The organism is Amycolatopsis sp. cmx-8-4 (genome assembly GCF_046548675.1).
Taxonomy (GTDB): Bacteria; Actinomycetota; Actinomycetes; order Mycobacteriales; family Pseudonocardiaceae; genus Amycolatopsis.
In genome coordinates, this window is record NZ_JAEBDZ010000025.1 from 46,273 (window position 1) to 60,784 (window position 14,512).

Consider the following 14,512-nt stretch of genomic DNA (forward strand, 5'->3'; position numbering starts at 1 on the left):
CTACGATCCGTCCAATGGCCCAGCACAGCTGGGGGACGACGTTCTCGGGCCGCTCCCCCGCGACCCTTTCCGAGCAGCCCGGCACGCGTGCCTCGGCCGCGCACCGCCTGCTGTCCCTCGACATCGTGCTGGCGCTGCTGGCCCTGGCCGGCGGCCTCCGCGTGCTCTACCTGGCCGCCACCGCACCGGCCCTGCCGTCCGAGGCCGCGACCGTCGCCCACGCGTACGCGCTCGGCCACCTCACGCCGTTCACCGACGCGGGCGGCGCCGGGCTCAGCCGGTTCGGCTGGCTGCAGCTGTCCGCCTACACGATGGTCTCCGACGCGTTCGGCCGCTCGGCCACGGCACTGGCGGCGGTCCGCGAGACGATGCTCGTGGCGGCCGTCATCGGCACGGTCCTGCTCTGGTTCCTGGCGCGCCGCCTCGGCCTGACGCGCTGGGCGGCCACGGCCGCGGTGCTGCTGGTCGCCGTGTCGCCGCTGGCCCTGGGCCTGCAGCGGCTGGTCGTCGTCGAGCACCTGGCGGCGGTGTGGGCGCTGGGCGCGCTGGTGCTGATCACCACCCCCGAGGCCAAACTCCGCCACGACGTCCTGGCCGCGGTGTGCCTGCTCGCGGCCGTGCTCACCTCCCCGCTGGCCCTGTTCCTGCTGCCCGCCGCCGGCTGGCTGCTCATCCGCCGGTCGCCGGTCCGGGCGGCGCTGGTGGGCGTGCTGCTCAACCTCGGGCTGGGTGTCGCGTTCGGCCCGGCCGCCGCCGTGCTGCGGCCCCACCTCGCCGCCGCGAGCCGCCCGTCCGTCGCCGACTGGGTCGCCCTGGACCCGGCGTGGGCGGTGCTGTCGGCCTTCGCGCTCGTCGCCGCGCTGGCGGTCGCCGCGCTGCGGCCGTTCGCCGTGTCCGGCCTGCTGCTCGTCGCGATGCTGCTCGTCCCGGGCGTGCCCGACACGGCGGTGCTCGCGCTGCTGCTGCCGGTGACCCCGCTGCTGGTGGCCGGGATCGCCCAGGCCGTCACCCGGCAGCGCCGGGCCGCGCACCACGCGTCGGGCGGCAGCCGGACCGGGCTCGTGGTGGCCGCCACCGCCTTCGTCCTGGTCGTGGGCGTCGGCTGGGCGTACGGGTTCACCGAGCTGAAGCCCGCCCCCGACCGCAGCGGACCGCTGACCGACGCGCGGGGATGGTTGCGGGACAACGCTTCCGGCGCCCGGCTGCTCGTCGACGACGCGGCCTGGGCCGAGCTCGCGAACGCGGGCTGGCCCACCGGGATGATGGCGGCACCCGCCGCGTGCGCGGCCGTCTGCCCGACCGCCGAGTGGGCGGTCTTCGCCGGGGACGCCGCCGAGCTCCGGCAGCGCTACCCCGCTCTCGACGGCGCACTGACCGACGCCGGGACGGTGGCCGTGTTCGGCTCCGGCGACCAGCGGGTCACGGTGTCGCGCCTCGACCTGCCCCCGGCCGACCCCGGCGCGTCGTCGGAGGACTCGGCCCGGGCCCACGCCGGGGCCGCGCTGGCCGCGTCCACCCGGCTCGCCGTCAGCCCGGACGCCGCCGCCGTGCTGCGCGCGGGCCGCGTCGACCCCCGGCTCATCGCCACGATCGCCGCGCTGGCCGCCCTGCAGCCGGTGCGGATCACGGCGTTCCCCGAAGTCCCCGGCGAAGAATCCGCCGGACAGCCCCGCCGCCGCGTGCAGTTCGCCGGCGGCGAGGACGGCGTGGCCGCTTTCTACGCCGGCCAGCGCGACCTGTTCCGCCCCTCGTCCGTCGCCCGGACCCGCGACGGCGTGCTCGTCACCTATCCGCTGTTCGCGCCCTCGGGACTGCTCGTCCCGTTCTCCTCTCCCTGAATCCCCTTCGAAAGGTCCAGTCATGCGCACCAGGCTCCTGCTCAGACCCGCCGGGCTGATCGCCGCGGCCCTGCTGATCGGCGCGCTGACGCCCCTGCCCGCGTCGGCCGCCGCCACCACGCCCGGTCCGGGCGTCGGCTGGATCCGGGTCGGGCACCTGTCCCCGAAGGTGCCGCCCGTGGACATCTACTTCGCGCCGTTCGGGCAGGCCGAGAAGGTCGTCATCCGCAAGGCCGGCTACGGCGCGGTCACCCCGTACTCCTCGCTCGCCCCCGGCAAGTACACCCTCTCGATGCGCGCGGCCGACGCCGCCTCGACCACCCCGCCCGCGCTGTCGGCCACCATCGACGTCGCCGAGCGCAACGCCTACTCCCTGCTGGTCTTCGCGAACGGCCCGGACGGCACGCTGCACGGCCAGCTCGTCACCGACGACCTGACCCCGCCCGGGCCGGGCCAGGGCCGGGTCCGCGTCGTCGAGGGGTCGGCGGCCATCGCGCCGGTCACCGTCGACGGCCCGCAGGGCATGGCGATCGCCAAGGACGCGGCGTACGGCATGACGTCCAACTACGTCGACGTCCCGCAGGGGCGCTGGCCGCTGCAGCTGAGCGGCGGCTCGGTGAAGTCGACCGCCGACGTCGACGTCAAGGCCGGGACGTCCACGACGCTGCTGGTCACCGAGGACGCCGGGGCGCTCAAGGCGAACCCGATCTCCGACGGCGCGTCGCTGCCCGACCCGCCGAAGTTCGGCGTCGAGACCGGCGGTGGCGGCACTGCACCGATGTCCACCGGCTCGCCGTTCTGGCCGGCGGCGTCGGTGGTCGCGCTCCTGGCCGCGCTCGCGGCGTGGCCGGTGCTGCGGCGGCGCCGGGCGGCTCGTGCGCGCTGAGCTCGGCGCGCTGCTCGTCGCGGCGCTGGTGGTCGCGGGCTGCTCCACGGCGGCCCCGGCCACCCCGCCGCCGACGGTGACGTCGTACTCCACCCCGGCGGCCGCGGCCGGGCCGCAGCCGCTGCCGACGGCCCCCGAAATCCGCCCGGTGCACCTGCGGATCCCGGCGATCGCCGTCGACGCGCCCGCGCTCGTCCCGCTCGGGCTCGGCCCCGACCACCAGCTCGAGGCGCCCGCGAAGTTCGAGGACGTCGGCTGGTACGCCGCCGGCCCGGTGCCGGGCGACCCCGGCCCCGCGGTGATCGCCGCGCACGTCGACTCGCGAGCCGGCCCGGCACCGTTCTTCCGGCTGCGCGACCTCAAGGGCGGCGACGAAGTGTTCGTCACCCGCTCCGACGGCCAGGAGACGCGGTTCGTCGTGGACCGCGTCCAGCGCTACCCGAAGAACGCCTTCCCCACCGACGCGGTCTACGGGCCCGCGCCGGGCAGCGCGCTGCGGCTCATCACCTGCGGCGGCAGCTTCGACGCGGCCAAACGCTCCTACCGCGACAACATCGTCGTCTACGCCTCGACCAGCTGGAGCTAGAGCGCGGCGACGTTGCGCTCGGGGTGGGATGGGCGGTGCAGCGCCGGGACGCCGGCCAGCAGGCCGCGCCGGGCCAGCTCCGGCCGGACGCCGTCGCCGAACCAGTACGCCTCCTCCAGGTGCGGGTAGCCCGACAGCACGAACTCGCTGACGCCGACCGAGTGGTACTCCTCGATCAGGTCGGCGACCTCGTTGTGGCTGCCCACCAGCGCGGTGCCCGCGCCGCCGCGGACCAGGCCGACACCGGCCCACAGGTTCGGGTGGATCTCCAGGCCGCGGACGCCGCCGTCGGTGCGGCCGCCGTGCAGCGCGACCATCCGCTGCTGCCCGACGGACTCGCTCGCGGCCAGCTGCGCCTGCGCCTTCGCGACCTGCTCCGGGCTCAGCGCGTCCAGCAGCTTCTGCGCCTCCGCCCACGCTTCGGCCGACGTGTCGCGCGAGATCGTGTGCAGCCGGACGCCGAACCGGATGTCCCGGTCACCCGCCAGCGCGCGCACCTTGGCGATCTTCTCCGCCACCTGCGCGGGCGGCTCGCCCCAGGTCAGGTAGACGTCGGCGTGCTTCGCGGCGACCGGCAGCGCGGCCGGGGACGAGCCGCCGAAGTAGATCGGCGGCGCCGGGTCCGGCGCGGCCAGCGTCGTCGCGCCTTCGACCTTCAGGTGCTCGCCTTCGAAGGTGAACGGCTTCCCCGACCACACGCCGCGGACGATGGTCAGGAACTCGTCGGTGCGCGCGTACCGGGCGTCGTGGTCGTGCCAGTCACCGAACCGGCGCTGCTCGACCGCGTCGCCGCCGGTGACGATGTTCAGCAGCACCCGGCCTTCCGACAGCCGCTGGAACGTCCCCGCCATCTGCGCGGCCAGCGTCGGCGAGATGACGCCGGGCCGGAAGGCGACGAGGAACTTCAGCTTGGTCGTCTCGCGGATCAACGCGGCCGTGGTCAGCCAGGCGTCCTCGCACCACGTGCCGGTCGGCGTCAGCACACCCTCGAAACCCTGCCGCTCGGCCGCGCGGGCCACCTGGGCGAGGTAGTCGAGATCGGGGTCGCGCTGCGCCGCCGGACCGGCGGACCGGTTGGCGTGGAAGCGTTCCACGATCGTGCGGCCGTCGCCGCTGGTGGGCAGGAACCAGTGCAGCTTGATGCTCATCCGTTGCTCCTAGCCGTTTCGAGGTCGGGGCCGAACCGCCGGTCGGCGTACGCGGCGAAGTCCACCTTCCCCGGCAGAGTCTTGTCGTCGGTGAAGGCGTCCGCGAGCTGTTGCTCCGATTTCACGATCGAGTCGTCCAGCGGGGTCGGCAGGTCCCGGCCCGCGTCGACGGCCTTCTGGGCCACCTCGAGCTTCAGCCCGGTCTCCTTCGCCCACGCCGCCGCCCACTCCGGACGGTGCGCGTCGGCCCACTTCTGCGCCTTGACCACGCGGACCACGAAGTCCCGGATGGCCGAGTTCTTGCCGGGATCGGCCAGCGCCGCGGTGCTCGCGGTCTGGAAGCTCAGGCCGTTGGACGCGCCGCGGCCGTCGGCGAGCACCCGCGCCTTGGCCTCGATCTGGGCCTGCGCGGTGTAGGGGTCCCAGATCGCCCACGCGTCGATCGTGTGCTGGGTGAACGCGGCGTAGGCCTCGGCCGGCTGCAGGAACGTCACCTTGACGTCCTTGGTCGACAACCCCGCGTTGTGCAGGGTGTTCAGCAGCTGACCGTGAGCGGAAGAGCCCTTCGCCACCCCGACCGTCTTGCCCTTCAGGGACGCGACGTCCTTCAGCGGCGAGTCGTCCGGGACCAGGATCGCCTCGCGTTCGACGTTGCTCTTCGAGACGCTCACGACGGCGATCTTCGCCTTCGCGGCGGCGGCGAAGATCGGCGGTGTGTTGCCGACGCGGCCGATGTCGATCGCGCCCGCCGACGCCGCCTCGAGCAGCGGCGGCCCGGAGGTGAACGTCGACCACTCGATCTTGTACGGCAGGTTGTCGAGCCCCTTCGCCGCGGTGAGCAGCGACTTCACGCCGCCCTTCTGGTCGCCCACCTTGAGCGTCACCTTCGCCAGGTCGGCCGCGCTCACCGCCTGCGGCACCGCGGCCGGCCCGGGGTTCGCCCCGGTGGCCGAGCCGCACCCGGCCAGGACCAGCACCGCCGCGATGACGGCAATTCCCTTATACAGGCGCATCTTCGGTCACTCCCAGGTCCGCCAGCACGCGGCGGCGGACGTCGATGTGGTCGGCGGGGTTGCGTGGCCGGGAGCCGCCCGGCCGGTGTTCGGCGATGATGCGGCCACCGTCGAGGACGAGGACGCGGTCGGCGAGCAGCAGCGCCTCGTCGACGTCGTGGGTCACCAGCAGGACACCCGGCCGGTGCCGGCGCCAGAGGTCCTCGACCAGCCGGTGCATGGCGATCCGGGTGAGCGCGTCGAGGGCGCCGAACGGCTCGTCGAGCAGTAGCAGGTCCGGCTCGCGCACCAGGGCGCGGGCCAGCGACACGCGCTGGGCCTCACCACCGGAGAGCGTCAGCGGCCAGTCGTCGGCGTGCTCGGCGAGGTGGACCTCGGCCAGTGCCTTGTCGGCCAGCGCCCGGTTGCGGGACTTCGAGACGCCGTCCTGGCGCAGGCCGAGGACGACGTTGTGCCAGACCTTCCGCCACGGCAGCAGCCGCGGCTGCTGGAAGGCGACCGAGACGGTCCCGTGGACGTCGGCCTGCCCTTCGACGGCGCCGTCGAGGCCGGCCAGCACCCGCAGGAGCGTCGACTTGCCGGAGCCGCTGCGGCCCAGCAACGCGACGAACTCGCCGCGGCCGATGGTCAGGTCGAGTCCACTGAGGACGGTCCGGTCGCCGAACCGCTTGGTCAGGTTCGCGACGTCCGCTACCGGGTTCGCCACCGCAGCACCTTCCGTTCCAGCAGCCGGACCAGCGCGTCGGTGACCAGGCCGAGCAGGGCGTAGAGGATCAGGCCGACGACCACGACGTCGGTGCGCAGGAACTCCCGCGCGTTGTTGATGAGGTAGCCGACGCCGGCGTCGGCGTTGACCGTCTCGCCGACGATCAGCGCGAGCCACGCCAGGCCGAGCGACTGCCGCAGCCCGACGAGCGCCTGCGGCAGCGCTCCGGGCAGCACGACGTGCCAGAGCCGTTCCGCGCGGCTGAACCCGAGCGCCCGCGAGGCTTCGACGAGGTTCGGGTCGGCGCCGCGGATTCCCGAGTGGACGTTCAGGTACAGCGGGAAGGCCACGCCGAGCGCGACCAGCACGATCTTCGTCTCCTCGCCGATCCCGAACCACAGGATGAACAGCGGGATGAGACCGAGGAACGGCAGCGTGCGCAGCATCTGCACCGGCGGGTCGACGAGCGCTTCGCCCCAGCGCGACAGCCCGGAGACGATGCCGAGGACGACCCCGACGATCGCGCCGATCGCGAACCCGGCCCCGACGCGGCCGAGCGACACGACGAACGCGTCGCCGAGTTCGCCGCTGCGCGCCACTTCCACGCCGGCCTGCAGGACCGTCCACGGTGAACTGAGCTTGTCGGGTGGCAGCAGGCCGGTGCCGCTGGCGATCTGCCACACGGCGACCAGCACCACCGGGCTGATCCAGCGCCGCAGGTCGGGGCGGCGCCGGGTGGGCGTCTTGCGAGGCGGCCCTTCGGCGGCCGGTTCGGCGCGCGCCAGCACGCCCGTGGTGGAAATCGACACGGATTTCTCCCGGGAACTTCGGTATTCGGGCTTTCGCGCGGGGCTCAGGCGAACGGACACACCGCGCTCGCCTGCCGCCGGAGATCGACGTGCCGGCGGCGCACGAGAAGCGCGTCCTGTTGCATGGTCCCGAGCTTCGAGCCACGAACGGGTGAAGTCAATCCGTGGACGCCCGGTCTCAGTGAGTGAAATCCGGGCGTTCCAGTGCGTGGAACGACGACGTCAGCCGCCGAACATGACCTTCCACTCGTCGAGCGAGCGCGGCCGGTAGACGAAGTTGGTGCGCTTCACCTCCGACAGCGCGGCCGACGCTTCGGCCGAGTACTGGTGCCCGGGGTAGACGACGGGATCGCCGGCCAGCCCGGCGAGGGCCTGCAGGCTGCGGTAGATCTCCTCGGCGTCCCCGCCCGGGAAGTCGGTGCGGCCGCAGCCTTCGAGGAACAGCGTGTCCCCGGAGACGAGCTTGTCCTCGACGAGGAAGCACTGGCTGCCCGGCGTGTGCCCAGGGGTGTGCAGCAGCCGGATCGGGATGGAGCCGACCTCGAGGACGTCGTTGTGGTCGTGCGCGCGCAGGTCGGTCGCCGACACGCCGGTAACCCGCCGCACCCACTCGGTCTCGGCGCCGTTGACGTGGATCGGCACCTGCTCGACGGCGAGCAGCTCGGCGATCCCGGGCAGCGAGAAGCCCATCATCTCGCCACCGACGTGGTCCGGATGGTGGTGCGTCGCGAGCACGCCGGTGAGCCGCATCCCGTCGGCGGCGAGCACGTCCAGCAGATCCCGCACGGCGTAGGCCGGGTCGACGATCACCGCGTCACCGGTCTCGCGGTCGCCGATCAGGTAGGCGAAGTTCACCATCTGCGTGGCCACCGGGTCCCCGACCGCGAAGTCGCGGCCGGCCAGCAGCTGCCGGAAGTAGAGCCGATCCGTCATGGGCCCACCCTACGGGGTCGGTCCGCGGCCCTTCCCAAGCCGATCAAGCGAGCCGAACCGCTCCGGCGATCAACCAGGTCGGCCCGATCGACCTGACAGGCCGAGCACCCGTACCGAACATCTCACTCGCCCACCTCCCCGTCGGCCAGCTCCCGCAAGACATCCAGGTGCCCCACGTGCCGCGCCGTCTCCTGGACCACGTGCGCCACCACCCACCGCACCGTGAACTCCGACCGCCGCCGGGTGCGGTCGTCCGGGCCGAGGCCGCTCAACGCCTTCTCCACCCGTGCCCACTCCGCCTTGTACGCCGCGACCACCGACGCCGGCGTGTCGTCCTCGGTCAGGTCCCAGCTCGGGTCCGGGGAGCCCGCCCACAACGACGGCAGGTCCGCGCCGCCCGCCTCGATGGCCAGCCACCAGCGTTCGACCGCGGTCAGGTGCTTCACCACGCCCAGCACGCTCAGCCGCGGTGACGTGGGCAGCGGCGTCGCGGCGGCGGTCGCGCGGCTCAGCCCGGCGACCTTGTTCACCGCCGTGGCGCGGAGGAACTGCAGGAAGTCCAGCTGCAGGCGCAGCTCCTCCCAAGCCAGGCGAGCGGGCCAGGACCGGCGGGTCTTCGAACTCGTGTTCGACATGAACGCAACCTAGCGCGAGGGTCCGACAATTTCCGGGGGCCGTGCCAGACTCGTGATCATGAGCCCCGACGCACCGCACGCACAGCGCTCCCGCCCGCGGCGGTCATAGGGTGGGCGACATGTGGTGGGGACTCCTGTGCGCCTTGGGCGCGGCGTGCGCGTACGGCGTCGCTTCGGTGATGCAGTCGGTCGCCGCGCGCGCGACCGACACCGGGGCCGACGGCCTCGACCCGAAACTGCTCGTCCGCGTGCTCGGCCAGTGGAAGTTCGTGCTCGGCCTCTTGCTGGACGTCCTGGGGTTCGTCGCGCAGATCGTCGCCCTGCACGTCCTGCCGCTGTTCGTCGTGCAGGCCGCGCTCGCGGCCAGCCTCGCCGTGACCGCCGTCGCCGCGCGGTTCCTCGGCGTCCGGCTGGGCAAACGGGAGTGGGGCGCGATCGTCGTCGTGTGCGCCGGCCTGGGTCTGCTCGGCGCGGCCGCCGAGAGCGAGGGCTCGGATCCGGTCGGGCTCGGGTTCCGGCTGGTGCTGATCGGCGCCGTCGTCGTGCTGGCCGGCGCCGGGATCGTCGCCGGGAAGGCGAACCGCCGGGTGCGGACGCCGGCGCTCGGGCTGGTCGCCGGGCTGTGCTTCGGCGTCGTCGCGATCGCCGGGCGGATCATCCCCAGCCTCGCGCCGCTCGACCTGCTCAAGGACCCGGCGACCTACACGGTCGCGGTCGCGGGCGGGATGGCGATGCTGTTCTACGCGACGGCCTTGCAGCGCGGCAGCGTCACGACGTCGACCGCGATGATGGTGCTGGGCGAGACGGTGTTCCCGTCGCTGATCGGCGTGCTGGTGCTCGGCGACCGGACCCGGCCCGGGTTCGTGGTGGTCGCGCTCGCCGGGTTCGTCCTGGCCGTCGCCGCCGCGCTCGCGCTGGCCCGGTTCGGGGAACCGGCGACGGACCCCGTCGCGGCCGCGAACTGAGAACTGAGACGAACGCGACCGCTTCCCCGTAACTTCTTTACTTAGACTAGCCTTACCTATCCCACGACAGGACAGGGAGGCGCGGGTGAGCACGACCGGACGGGAAGTCCTCCGCCGTTCGATCGCCGGGCAACGCAGGTCGGTGGCGCTCGCGTCGGCGCTGACCGCGTGCCACCAGGGCGGTGAGGCGCTGGTCCCGGTGGTGATCGGCGTCGTGATCGACCAGGCCGTGGCGGGCGGCTCGGTCTGGACCCTGCTGCTGTGGCTGGCGGTGCTGGGCGTGCTCTTCGCCGGCCTGTCGACCAGCTACCGGCTCGGCGCCCGCTCCGGCGAGCGCGCCGCGGAACGCGCCGCCCACGACCTGCGCCTCGACCTCGGCCGCCGCGTGCTGCACCCCGGCGGCGGCGCCGAAGCCGGCAACCTCGCGGGCGAACTGGTGAGCATCGGGACGTCGGACGCGAAGCGCGTCGGCCAGCTCAACGGCGTGCTCCCGTTCGGCGTCGCCGGGCTGGCCGGGCTGCTGGTCAGCGCCGTCGTGCTGCTCACCATGTCGATCCCGCTCGGGCTGCTGGTGCTGCTCGGCACGCCGCCGATGCTGTACCTCGCGCACCTCATCGGAAAGCCCCTCGAACGCCGCAGCGAGGCCGAGCAGGAACGCTCCGCCTTCGCCTCCGGGATCGCGACGGACCTTGTCGCCGGCCTGCGCGTGCTCAAGGGCGTCGGCGCCGAGCGCGCGGCCGTCGACCGCTACCGCCGGACCAGCCAGGACTCGCTGAAGGCGACGCTTCGCGCGGCCCGCGCCCAGGCCTGGCACAACGGCGCGCTGCTCGCGCTCACCGGCATCTTCATCGCGCTGGTCGCGCTCGTCGGCGGCAACCTCGCCGCGGCGGGCGACATCACCATCGGCGACCTGGTCGCCGCGGTCGGGCTCGCCCAGTACCTGATCACGCCGTTCTCGATCTTCGCGTGGGTCAACGGCGAGCTCGCCCAGGGCCGGGCGTCGGCCGGGCGGATCGCCGACGTCCTCAACGCGCCGCCCGCGGTCGGCGAAGGCACCGCGACGCTGCCGGAGCCGGCGGCCGGGCACGTGCGGCTGTCCGCGCTGAGCCGCGGCGCGCTGCGCGACGTCGATTTCGAAGCCCGGCCGGGGGAACTGCTCGGCGTGGTCGCCACCGACCCGGCCGCCGCCACCGACCTGCTCGACTGCCTCGGCCGCGCCGCGGACCCCGCCACCGGGTCGGTGTCGGTCGACTCCGTCGACCTGTCCACTGTGGACCCGCGGCGGATCCGGGAGGTCGTGCTGGTCGCCGCGCACGACGCGGACCTGTTCGCGGGCACCGTGGCCGAGAACGTCGAGCCCGGCCCCCGCGTCGCCGAAGCGATGACCGCGGCCGCCGTCGACGAGGTGGCCAGCGCGCTGCCCGACGGCGTCGCGACCGCCGTCAGCGAACGCGGGAGATCGCTTTCCGGCGGGCAACGCCAGCGCGTCGCCCTCGCGCGGGCGCTGGCCGTCGACGCGCCGGTGCTCGTGCTGCACGACCCGACGACCGCCGTCGACACCGTCACCGAGGCCCGCATCGCCGCGGGCCTGGCGCAGCTGCGACGCGGCCGCACGACCATCCTCGTGACCACCAGCCCGGCCCTGCTCGCCGCGACCGACCGGGTCGTGCTGCTCGACGACGGGCGCATCGCCTGCCAGGGCAGTCATGCCGAGCTGGCCGGCCGGGCCGACTACCGGGCGGCGGTGCTGTCATGACCCGAGAACTCCTCCCCGTGGCCGACGGCCGGCGCATCCGCGCCGTCGTCGGCGAGCTGATCGGCCGTGCCAAGGGCCGCGCCGCGGCCGCGTTCACCATGCTGGTCGCGGCCACCGCGATCGGCCTGCTCACCGCTCCCCTGCTCGGCCGGGTCGTCGACCTGGTCGCGTCGAAGCAGCCGGCGACCGAGCTCGTCACGCCGGTGGTCGCACTGGTGCTCGTCGCGCTGGCGCAGGCGGTCGCGACCGCGCTCGGTGTGTCGATGGTGTCGCGTCTCGGCGAGACGATCCTGGCCGAGCTGCGGGAACGCTTCGTCGAGCGGGCCCTCGGCCTGCCGCTCGAACAGCTGGAACGCGCCGGCTCCGGCGATCTCACCGCGCGCGTGACGAACGACGTCTCCGTGGTCGCGGAGGGCGTCCGGGAGGCGCTGCCCGAGCTGGGCCGTTCGGTGCTGACGGTGGTGCTCACCCTCGGCGCGCTGGCCGTGCTCGACTGGCGGTTCTTCCTGGCCGCGCTGATCGCCGTGCCGATCCAGCTGTGGACGGTGCGCTGGTACGTCCCGCGCGCGAAGCCGTTGTACGCCAGCCAACGCGAGGCCGTCGGCGCGCAACAGCAGCAGCTGCTGGACACCATCGGCGGCGCGAAGACCGTCCGCGCGTTCAGCATGGGCGACGCGCACATCGAGCGGGTGCGCAAGCGTTCCGACAGCGCCGTCGAGCTGGCGCTGCGCGGGATCCGCCTGGTGACGCGGTTCTACGCACGGCTCAACCTCGCCGAGTTCGTCGGCCTGTCGGCGATCCTGGCGATGGGCTTCCTGCTGGTCGGCGCGGACGCGGTCACGGTCGGCGTGGCGACGGCGGCGGCCCTGTACTTCCACAGCCTGTTCGGCCCGATCACGACGGCGCTGGCGCTGGTCGACGACGCGCAGGCGGCCGCGGCCAGCCTCGCGCGCCTGATCGGCGTCGCCGACCTTCCGGCCGAAGCCCAGCCCGCGCAGCCGGGGCGGCCGCTCGACGCGTCGGTGAAGACCGCGGGCGCGGGTTACTCCTATGTGGACGGTCACCCGGTCCTGCGTGAGATCGACCTCGGCGTCGCCCCCGGCGAGCGGGTGGCGCTGGTCGGCGCGAGCGGCGCCGGGAAGACGACGCTGGCCAAGCTGATCGCCGGGATCCACCGGCCGGGCTCGGGCTCGGTCACGCTCGGCGGCGTCCCCCTGGACGAGCTCGGGCCGGAGGCGACCCGCCGGACCGTCGCGCTGATCAGCCAGGAGGTCCACGTCTTCGCCGGCCCGCTGGCCGAGGACCTGCGCCTGGCGCGGCCGTCGGCGTCCGACGACGACCTGCGGACGGCACTCGCGAAGGTCGGGGCGCTGACCTGGGCGGAGGCGCTGCCGGAGGGCCTCGCGACCGTCGTCGGCGAAGGCGGCCACCAGCTGACGGTGACGCAAGCACAGCAGCTGGCCCTGGTCCGGCTGGTGCTGACCGACCCGCCGATCGCGATCCTCGACGAGGCCACGGCGGAGGCGGGCAGCGCGGGCTCCCGCGTCCTGGAGTCGGCGGCCGCGGCGGCCCTCGAAGGCCGCACGGCGCTGGTGGTCGCCCACCGCCTCACCCAGGCGGCGGCGTCCGACCGCATCGTGGTCATGGACGCGGGCGCGGTCGTCGAGTCGGGCACGCACGACGAACTGGTGGCCGCGGACGGCCAGTACGCCAAGCTTTGGGCGGCCTGGTCTGGCCAGCGCGCCTGACCCGGACCTACCGTGTCGGCCGTTCCGGTCGTCGTGTTGGCCACTCCGGTCACTGTGTTGGCCGTTCGCGGGCTTCGGCCCCGCTCTCGAACGGCCAACACGGCAACCGGAGTGGCCAACACGGTGCCCGCAACGGCCAACACGCCGGGAGCCATGGCGGCTCCCGGCGTGTCGTTGTGGGGAGGGTCAGGCGTCCATGGCGTCGGCCAGGGACTTGGGGCGCATGTCCGTCCAGTTCGCTTCCACGTGGTCCAGGCACGCTTGGCGGGCGGCCGGGCCGAAGGTGACGCTCCAGCCGGCCGGGACGTCGACGGACTCGGGCCACAGGCTGTGCTGGTTCTCGGCGTTGACCAGGACCAGGTACGTGCCTTCGGGGTCTTCGAACGGGTTGGTCACGGTGCGCCTCCTCAGGCGGTGATATCGGTGCGGGCGCCCTTCACGACTTCGGCCAGCTTCTGGATGACCGGGGCCGCGAGCACCGGGTTGAACCGCGGCTCGGTCGACCAGTCGGCGAGCTGGCTCGCCTTGACCGCGGGCAGCTGCGCCCACGTCGGGATGGCCGCCAGCTGCTGGCGCGACAACGCGAAGGTGCGGCTGTCGCTGAGGATCAGGTCGGCCGGGTACTTGCCGGCCTGCTCCCAGCTGAGCGTCTCGAAGTAGTCGTCCGCGCCGGCGCCGTTGATGATGTCCAGGCCCAGGTCGCGGTAGTACGCGAGGTCGGCGAAGAACTCCGGCTTGCAGACGTAGAGGTTGTCCTTGTCGCTGGACACCACGAGCACCTTCAGGCCGGGCTTCGACTTGATCGCGGCCTTCAGGTCGTCGGACGCCTTCTGGAAGTCGTCCTTGCCCTTCTTGATGACGTCGGAGTTCGCGTCGCCGCCCAGCGCGACGGCGAGCTGCTCGTAGCGCTCGATCACCTTCGGCAGCGTGACCTTGTACTCCGACAGCGCGACGATCGGCGCGATCGCCTGGACCTTGGGGCCGAGGTCGTCCTTCAGCACCCACAGGTCGGTCGGCTTGGTGCCGGTGAGGCCGGTGACGACCAGGTCCGGCTTCAGCGCGGCGAACTTCTCCATGCTGAAGTCGTCCCACGCGTTGCCGATCGAGGTGACGGCGTTCAGGTCGATGTTGCCGGCCTGGATCTCCTTGGCGCCGTCGGCCGTCTTCTGCGGGCCGAAGACGCCGATCGGGCGGACGCCGTAGTCCCAGAGCGCGGCGGCCGAGCTGGCGTAGGCCACGACGCGGGACGGGCGCTGGTCGCGCGCCGCCTTCTGGTTGCGGTCGTCGGTGAACTCCCACGGCCCGGAGGCGGCGGCCGCCGGCTTGTCGTCACTGCTGCCGCAGGCGGTGAGCGCCGCGGCCGCGGCGAGACCGCCGGTCCCGATCAGGAATCCACGCCGGGTGAGACCGGCACCGCCTTGAAACACGGACATGAGAACCTCTCGCCAAAACTTTAGGATAGGCACACCTTATTTAGGTGACCCTGTCA

At 73.4% G+C, this 14,512-nt stretch carries 15 protein-coding genes; 6 read left to right on the forward strand and 9 right to left on the reverse strand.

Annotation, left to right across the window (positions count from 1 at the left end):
- The first annotated feature begins 14 nt into the window (after positions 1-14).
- From ACLJQZ_RS37440 to ACLJQZ_RS37450, 3 genes are read left to right on the forward strand one after another with little or no spacing between them, the layout of a single operon-like run.
- Positions 15-1,838, forward strand: a complete 1,824-nt coding sequence (locus tag ACLJQZ_RS37440) for a glycosyl transferase (protein ID WP_410625083.1) — start codon at positions 15-17, stop codon at positions 1,836-1,838.
- Positions 1,839-1,860: 22 nt separating this feature from the next.
- The gene (locus ACLJQZ_RS37445) at positions 1,861-2,724 is read left to right on the forward strand and encodes a DUF4397 domain-containing protein (protein ID WP_410625085.1); all 864 of its coding nucleotides are present in this window, start codon (positions 1,861-1,863) and stop codon (positions 2,722-2,724) included.
- Entirely contained in the window at positions 2,714-3,310 is a 597-nt protein-coding gene (locus tag ACLJQZ_RS37450; protein ID WP_410625087.1) for a class F sortase, read from the forward strand. The genes ACLJQZ_RS37445 and ACLJQZ_RS37450 overlap by 11 nt, the downstream gene beginning before the upstream one ends.
- Here the strand turns inward: ACLJQZ_RS37450 and ACLJQZ_RS37455 are convergent.
- From ACLJQZ_RS37455 to ACLJQZ_RS37485, 7 genes are all read right to left on the reverse strand, one after another.
- Positions 3,307-4,458, reverse strand: a complete 1,152-nt coding sequence (locus ACLJQZ_RS37455) for an LLM class flavin-dependent oxidoreductase (RefSeq protein WP_410625089.1) — start codon at positions 4,456-4,458, stop codon at positions 3,307-3,309. The two genes, ACLJQZ_RS37450 and ACLJQZ_RS37455, sit on opposite strands and share 4 nt — an antisense overlap.
- Entirely contained in the window at positions 4,455-5,471 is a 1,017-nt protein-coding gene (locus ACLJQZ_RS37460; protein ID WP_410625090.1) for an ABC transporter substrate-binding protein, read from the reverse strand. The genes ACLJQZ_RS37455 and ACLJQZ_RS37460 overlap by 4 nt, the downstream gene beginning before the upstream one ends.
- Complete coding sequence (locus ACLJQZ_RS37465; RefSeq protein WP_410625092.1) at positions 5,458-6,177, reverse strand: ABC transporter ATP-binding protein; 720 nt, start codon at positions 6,175-6,177, stop codon at positions 5,458-5,460. The genes ACLJQZ_RS37460 and ACLJQZ_RS37465 overlap by 14 nt, the downstream gene beginning before the upstream one ends.
- Positions 6,162-6,986 carry an ABC transporter permease gene (locus ACLJQZ_RS37470; protein ID WP_247052010.1) on the reverse strand — a complete coding sequence of 275 codons (825 nt, stop codon included), beginning with the start codon at positions 6,984-6,986 and terminating at the stop codon, positions 6,162-6,164. Before ACLJQZ_RS37470 ends, ACLJQZ_RS37465 begins: the two co-directional genes overlap by 16 nt.
- A gap of 44 nt (positions 6,987-7,030) precedes the next feature.
- Positions 7,031-7,111 carry a putative leader peptide gene (locus ACLJQZ_RS37475; RefSeq protein ID WP_410625167.1) on the reverse strand — a complete coding sequence of 27 codons (81 nt, stop codon included), beginning with the start codon at positions 7,109-7,111 and terminating at the stop codon, positions 7,031-7,033.
- A gap of 97 nt (positions 7,112-7,208) precedes the next feature.
- On the reverse strand, positions 7,209-7,919 hold the full coding sequence (locus ACLJQZ_RS37480) for an MBL fold metallo-hydrolase (RefSeq protein ID WP_410625094.1): 711 nt from the start codon (positions 7,917-7,919) through the stop codon (positions 7,209-7,211).
- Between the two features lie 122 nt (positions 7,920-8,041).
- Positions 8,042-8,554 carry a DinB family protein gene (locus ACLJQZ_RS37485; RefSeq protein WP_247052012.1) on the reverse strand — a complete coding sequence of 171 codons (513 nt, stop codon included), beginning with the start codon at positions 8,552-8,554 and terminating at the stop codon, positions 8,042-8,044.
- Between the two features lie 119 nt (positions 8,555-8,673).
- On the opposite strand from ACLJQZ_RS37485, the gene ACLJQZ_RS37490 reads away from it, so the two are divergent.
- From ACLJQZ_RS37490 to ACLJQZ_RS37500, 3 genes are all read left to right on the forward strand, one after another.
- Entirely contained in the window at positions 8,674-9,519 is an 846-nt protein-coding gene (locus ACLJQZ_RS37490; protein ID WP_410625096.1) for a hypothetical protein, read from the forward strand.
- Between the two features lie 85 nt (positions 9,520-9,604).
- Positions 9,605-11,275, forward strand: a complete 1,671-nt coding sequence (locus ACLJQZ_RS37495) for an ABC transporter ATP-binding protein (RefSeq protein ID WP_326949808.1) — start codon at positions 9,605-9,607, stop codon at positions 11,273-11,275.
- Positions 11,272-13,023, forward strand: a complete 1,752-nt coding sequence (locus ACLJQZ_RS37500) for an ABC transporter ATP-binding protein (protein ID WP_410625098.1) — start codon at positions 11,272-11,274, stop codon at positions 13,021-13,023. The genes ACLJQZ_RS37495 and ACLJQZ_RS37500 overlap by 4 nt, the downstream gene beginning before the upstream one ends.
- Positions 13,024-13,209: 186 nt before the next feature.
- Here the strand turns inward: ACLJQZ_RS37500 and ACLJQZ_RS37505 are convergent, their stop codons facing one another.
- Positions 13,210-13,419: an MbtH family protein gene (locus ACLJQZ_RS37505; RefSeq protein WP_410625100.1), complete on the reverse strand. Its 210-nt coding sequence runs from the start codon at positions 13,417-13,419 to the stop codon at positions 13,210-13,212.
- 11 nt (positions 13,420-13,430) lie between these two features.
- Entirely contained in the window at positions 13,431-14,456 is a 1,026-nt protein-coding gene (locus tag ACLJQZ_RS37510; RefSeq protein ID WP_410625102.1) for an ABC transporter substrate-binding protein, read from the reverse strand.
- Between the last annotated feature and the right edge of the window lie 56 nt (positions 14,457-14,512).

Coding starts and splice junctions, on each gene's coding strand:
- ACLJQZ_RS37440 (WP_410625083.1), top strand. CDS start 15: ATGGCCCAGCACAGCTGGGGGACGACGTTCTCGGGCCGCTCCCCCGCG.
- ACLJQZ_RS37445 (WP_410625085.1), top strand. CDS start 1,861: ATGCGCACCAGGCTCCTGCTCAGACCCGCCGGGCTGATCGCCGCGGCC.
- ACLJQZ_RS37455 (WP_410625089.1), bottom strand. CDS start 4,458: ATGAGCATCAAGCTGCACTGGTTCCTGCCCACCAGCGGCGACGGCCGC.
- ACLJQZ_RS37460 (WP_410625090.1), bottom strand. CDS start 5,471: ATGCGCCTGTATAAGGGAATTGCCGTCATCGCGGCGGTGCTGGTCCTG.
- ACLJQZ_RS37475 (WP_410625167.1), bottom strand. CDS start 7,111: ATGCAACAGGACGCGCTTCTCGTGCGCCGCCGGCACGTCGATCTCCGG.
- ACLJQZ_RS37480 (WP_410625094.1), bottom strand. CDS start 7,919: ATGACGGATCGGCTCTACTTCCGGCAGCTGCTGGCCGGCCGCGACTTC.
- ACLJQZ_RS37485 (WP_247052012.1), bottom strand. CDS start 8,554: ATGTCGAACACGAGTTCGAAGACCCGCCGGTCCTGGCCCGCTCGCCTG.
- ACLJQZ_RS37490 (WP_410625096.1), top strand. CDS start 8,674: ATGTGGTGGGGACTCCTGTGCGCCTTGGGCGCGGCGTGCGCGTACGGC.
- ACLJQZ_RS37500 (WP_410625098.1), top strand. CDS start 11,272: ATGACCCGAGAACTCCTCCCCGTGGCCGACGGCCGGCGCATCCGCGCC.
- ACLJQZ_RS37510 (WP_410625102.1), bottom strand. CDS start 14,456: ATGTCCGTGTTTCAAGGCGGTGCCGGTCTCACCCGGCGTGGATTCCTG.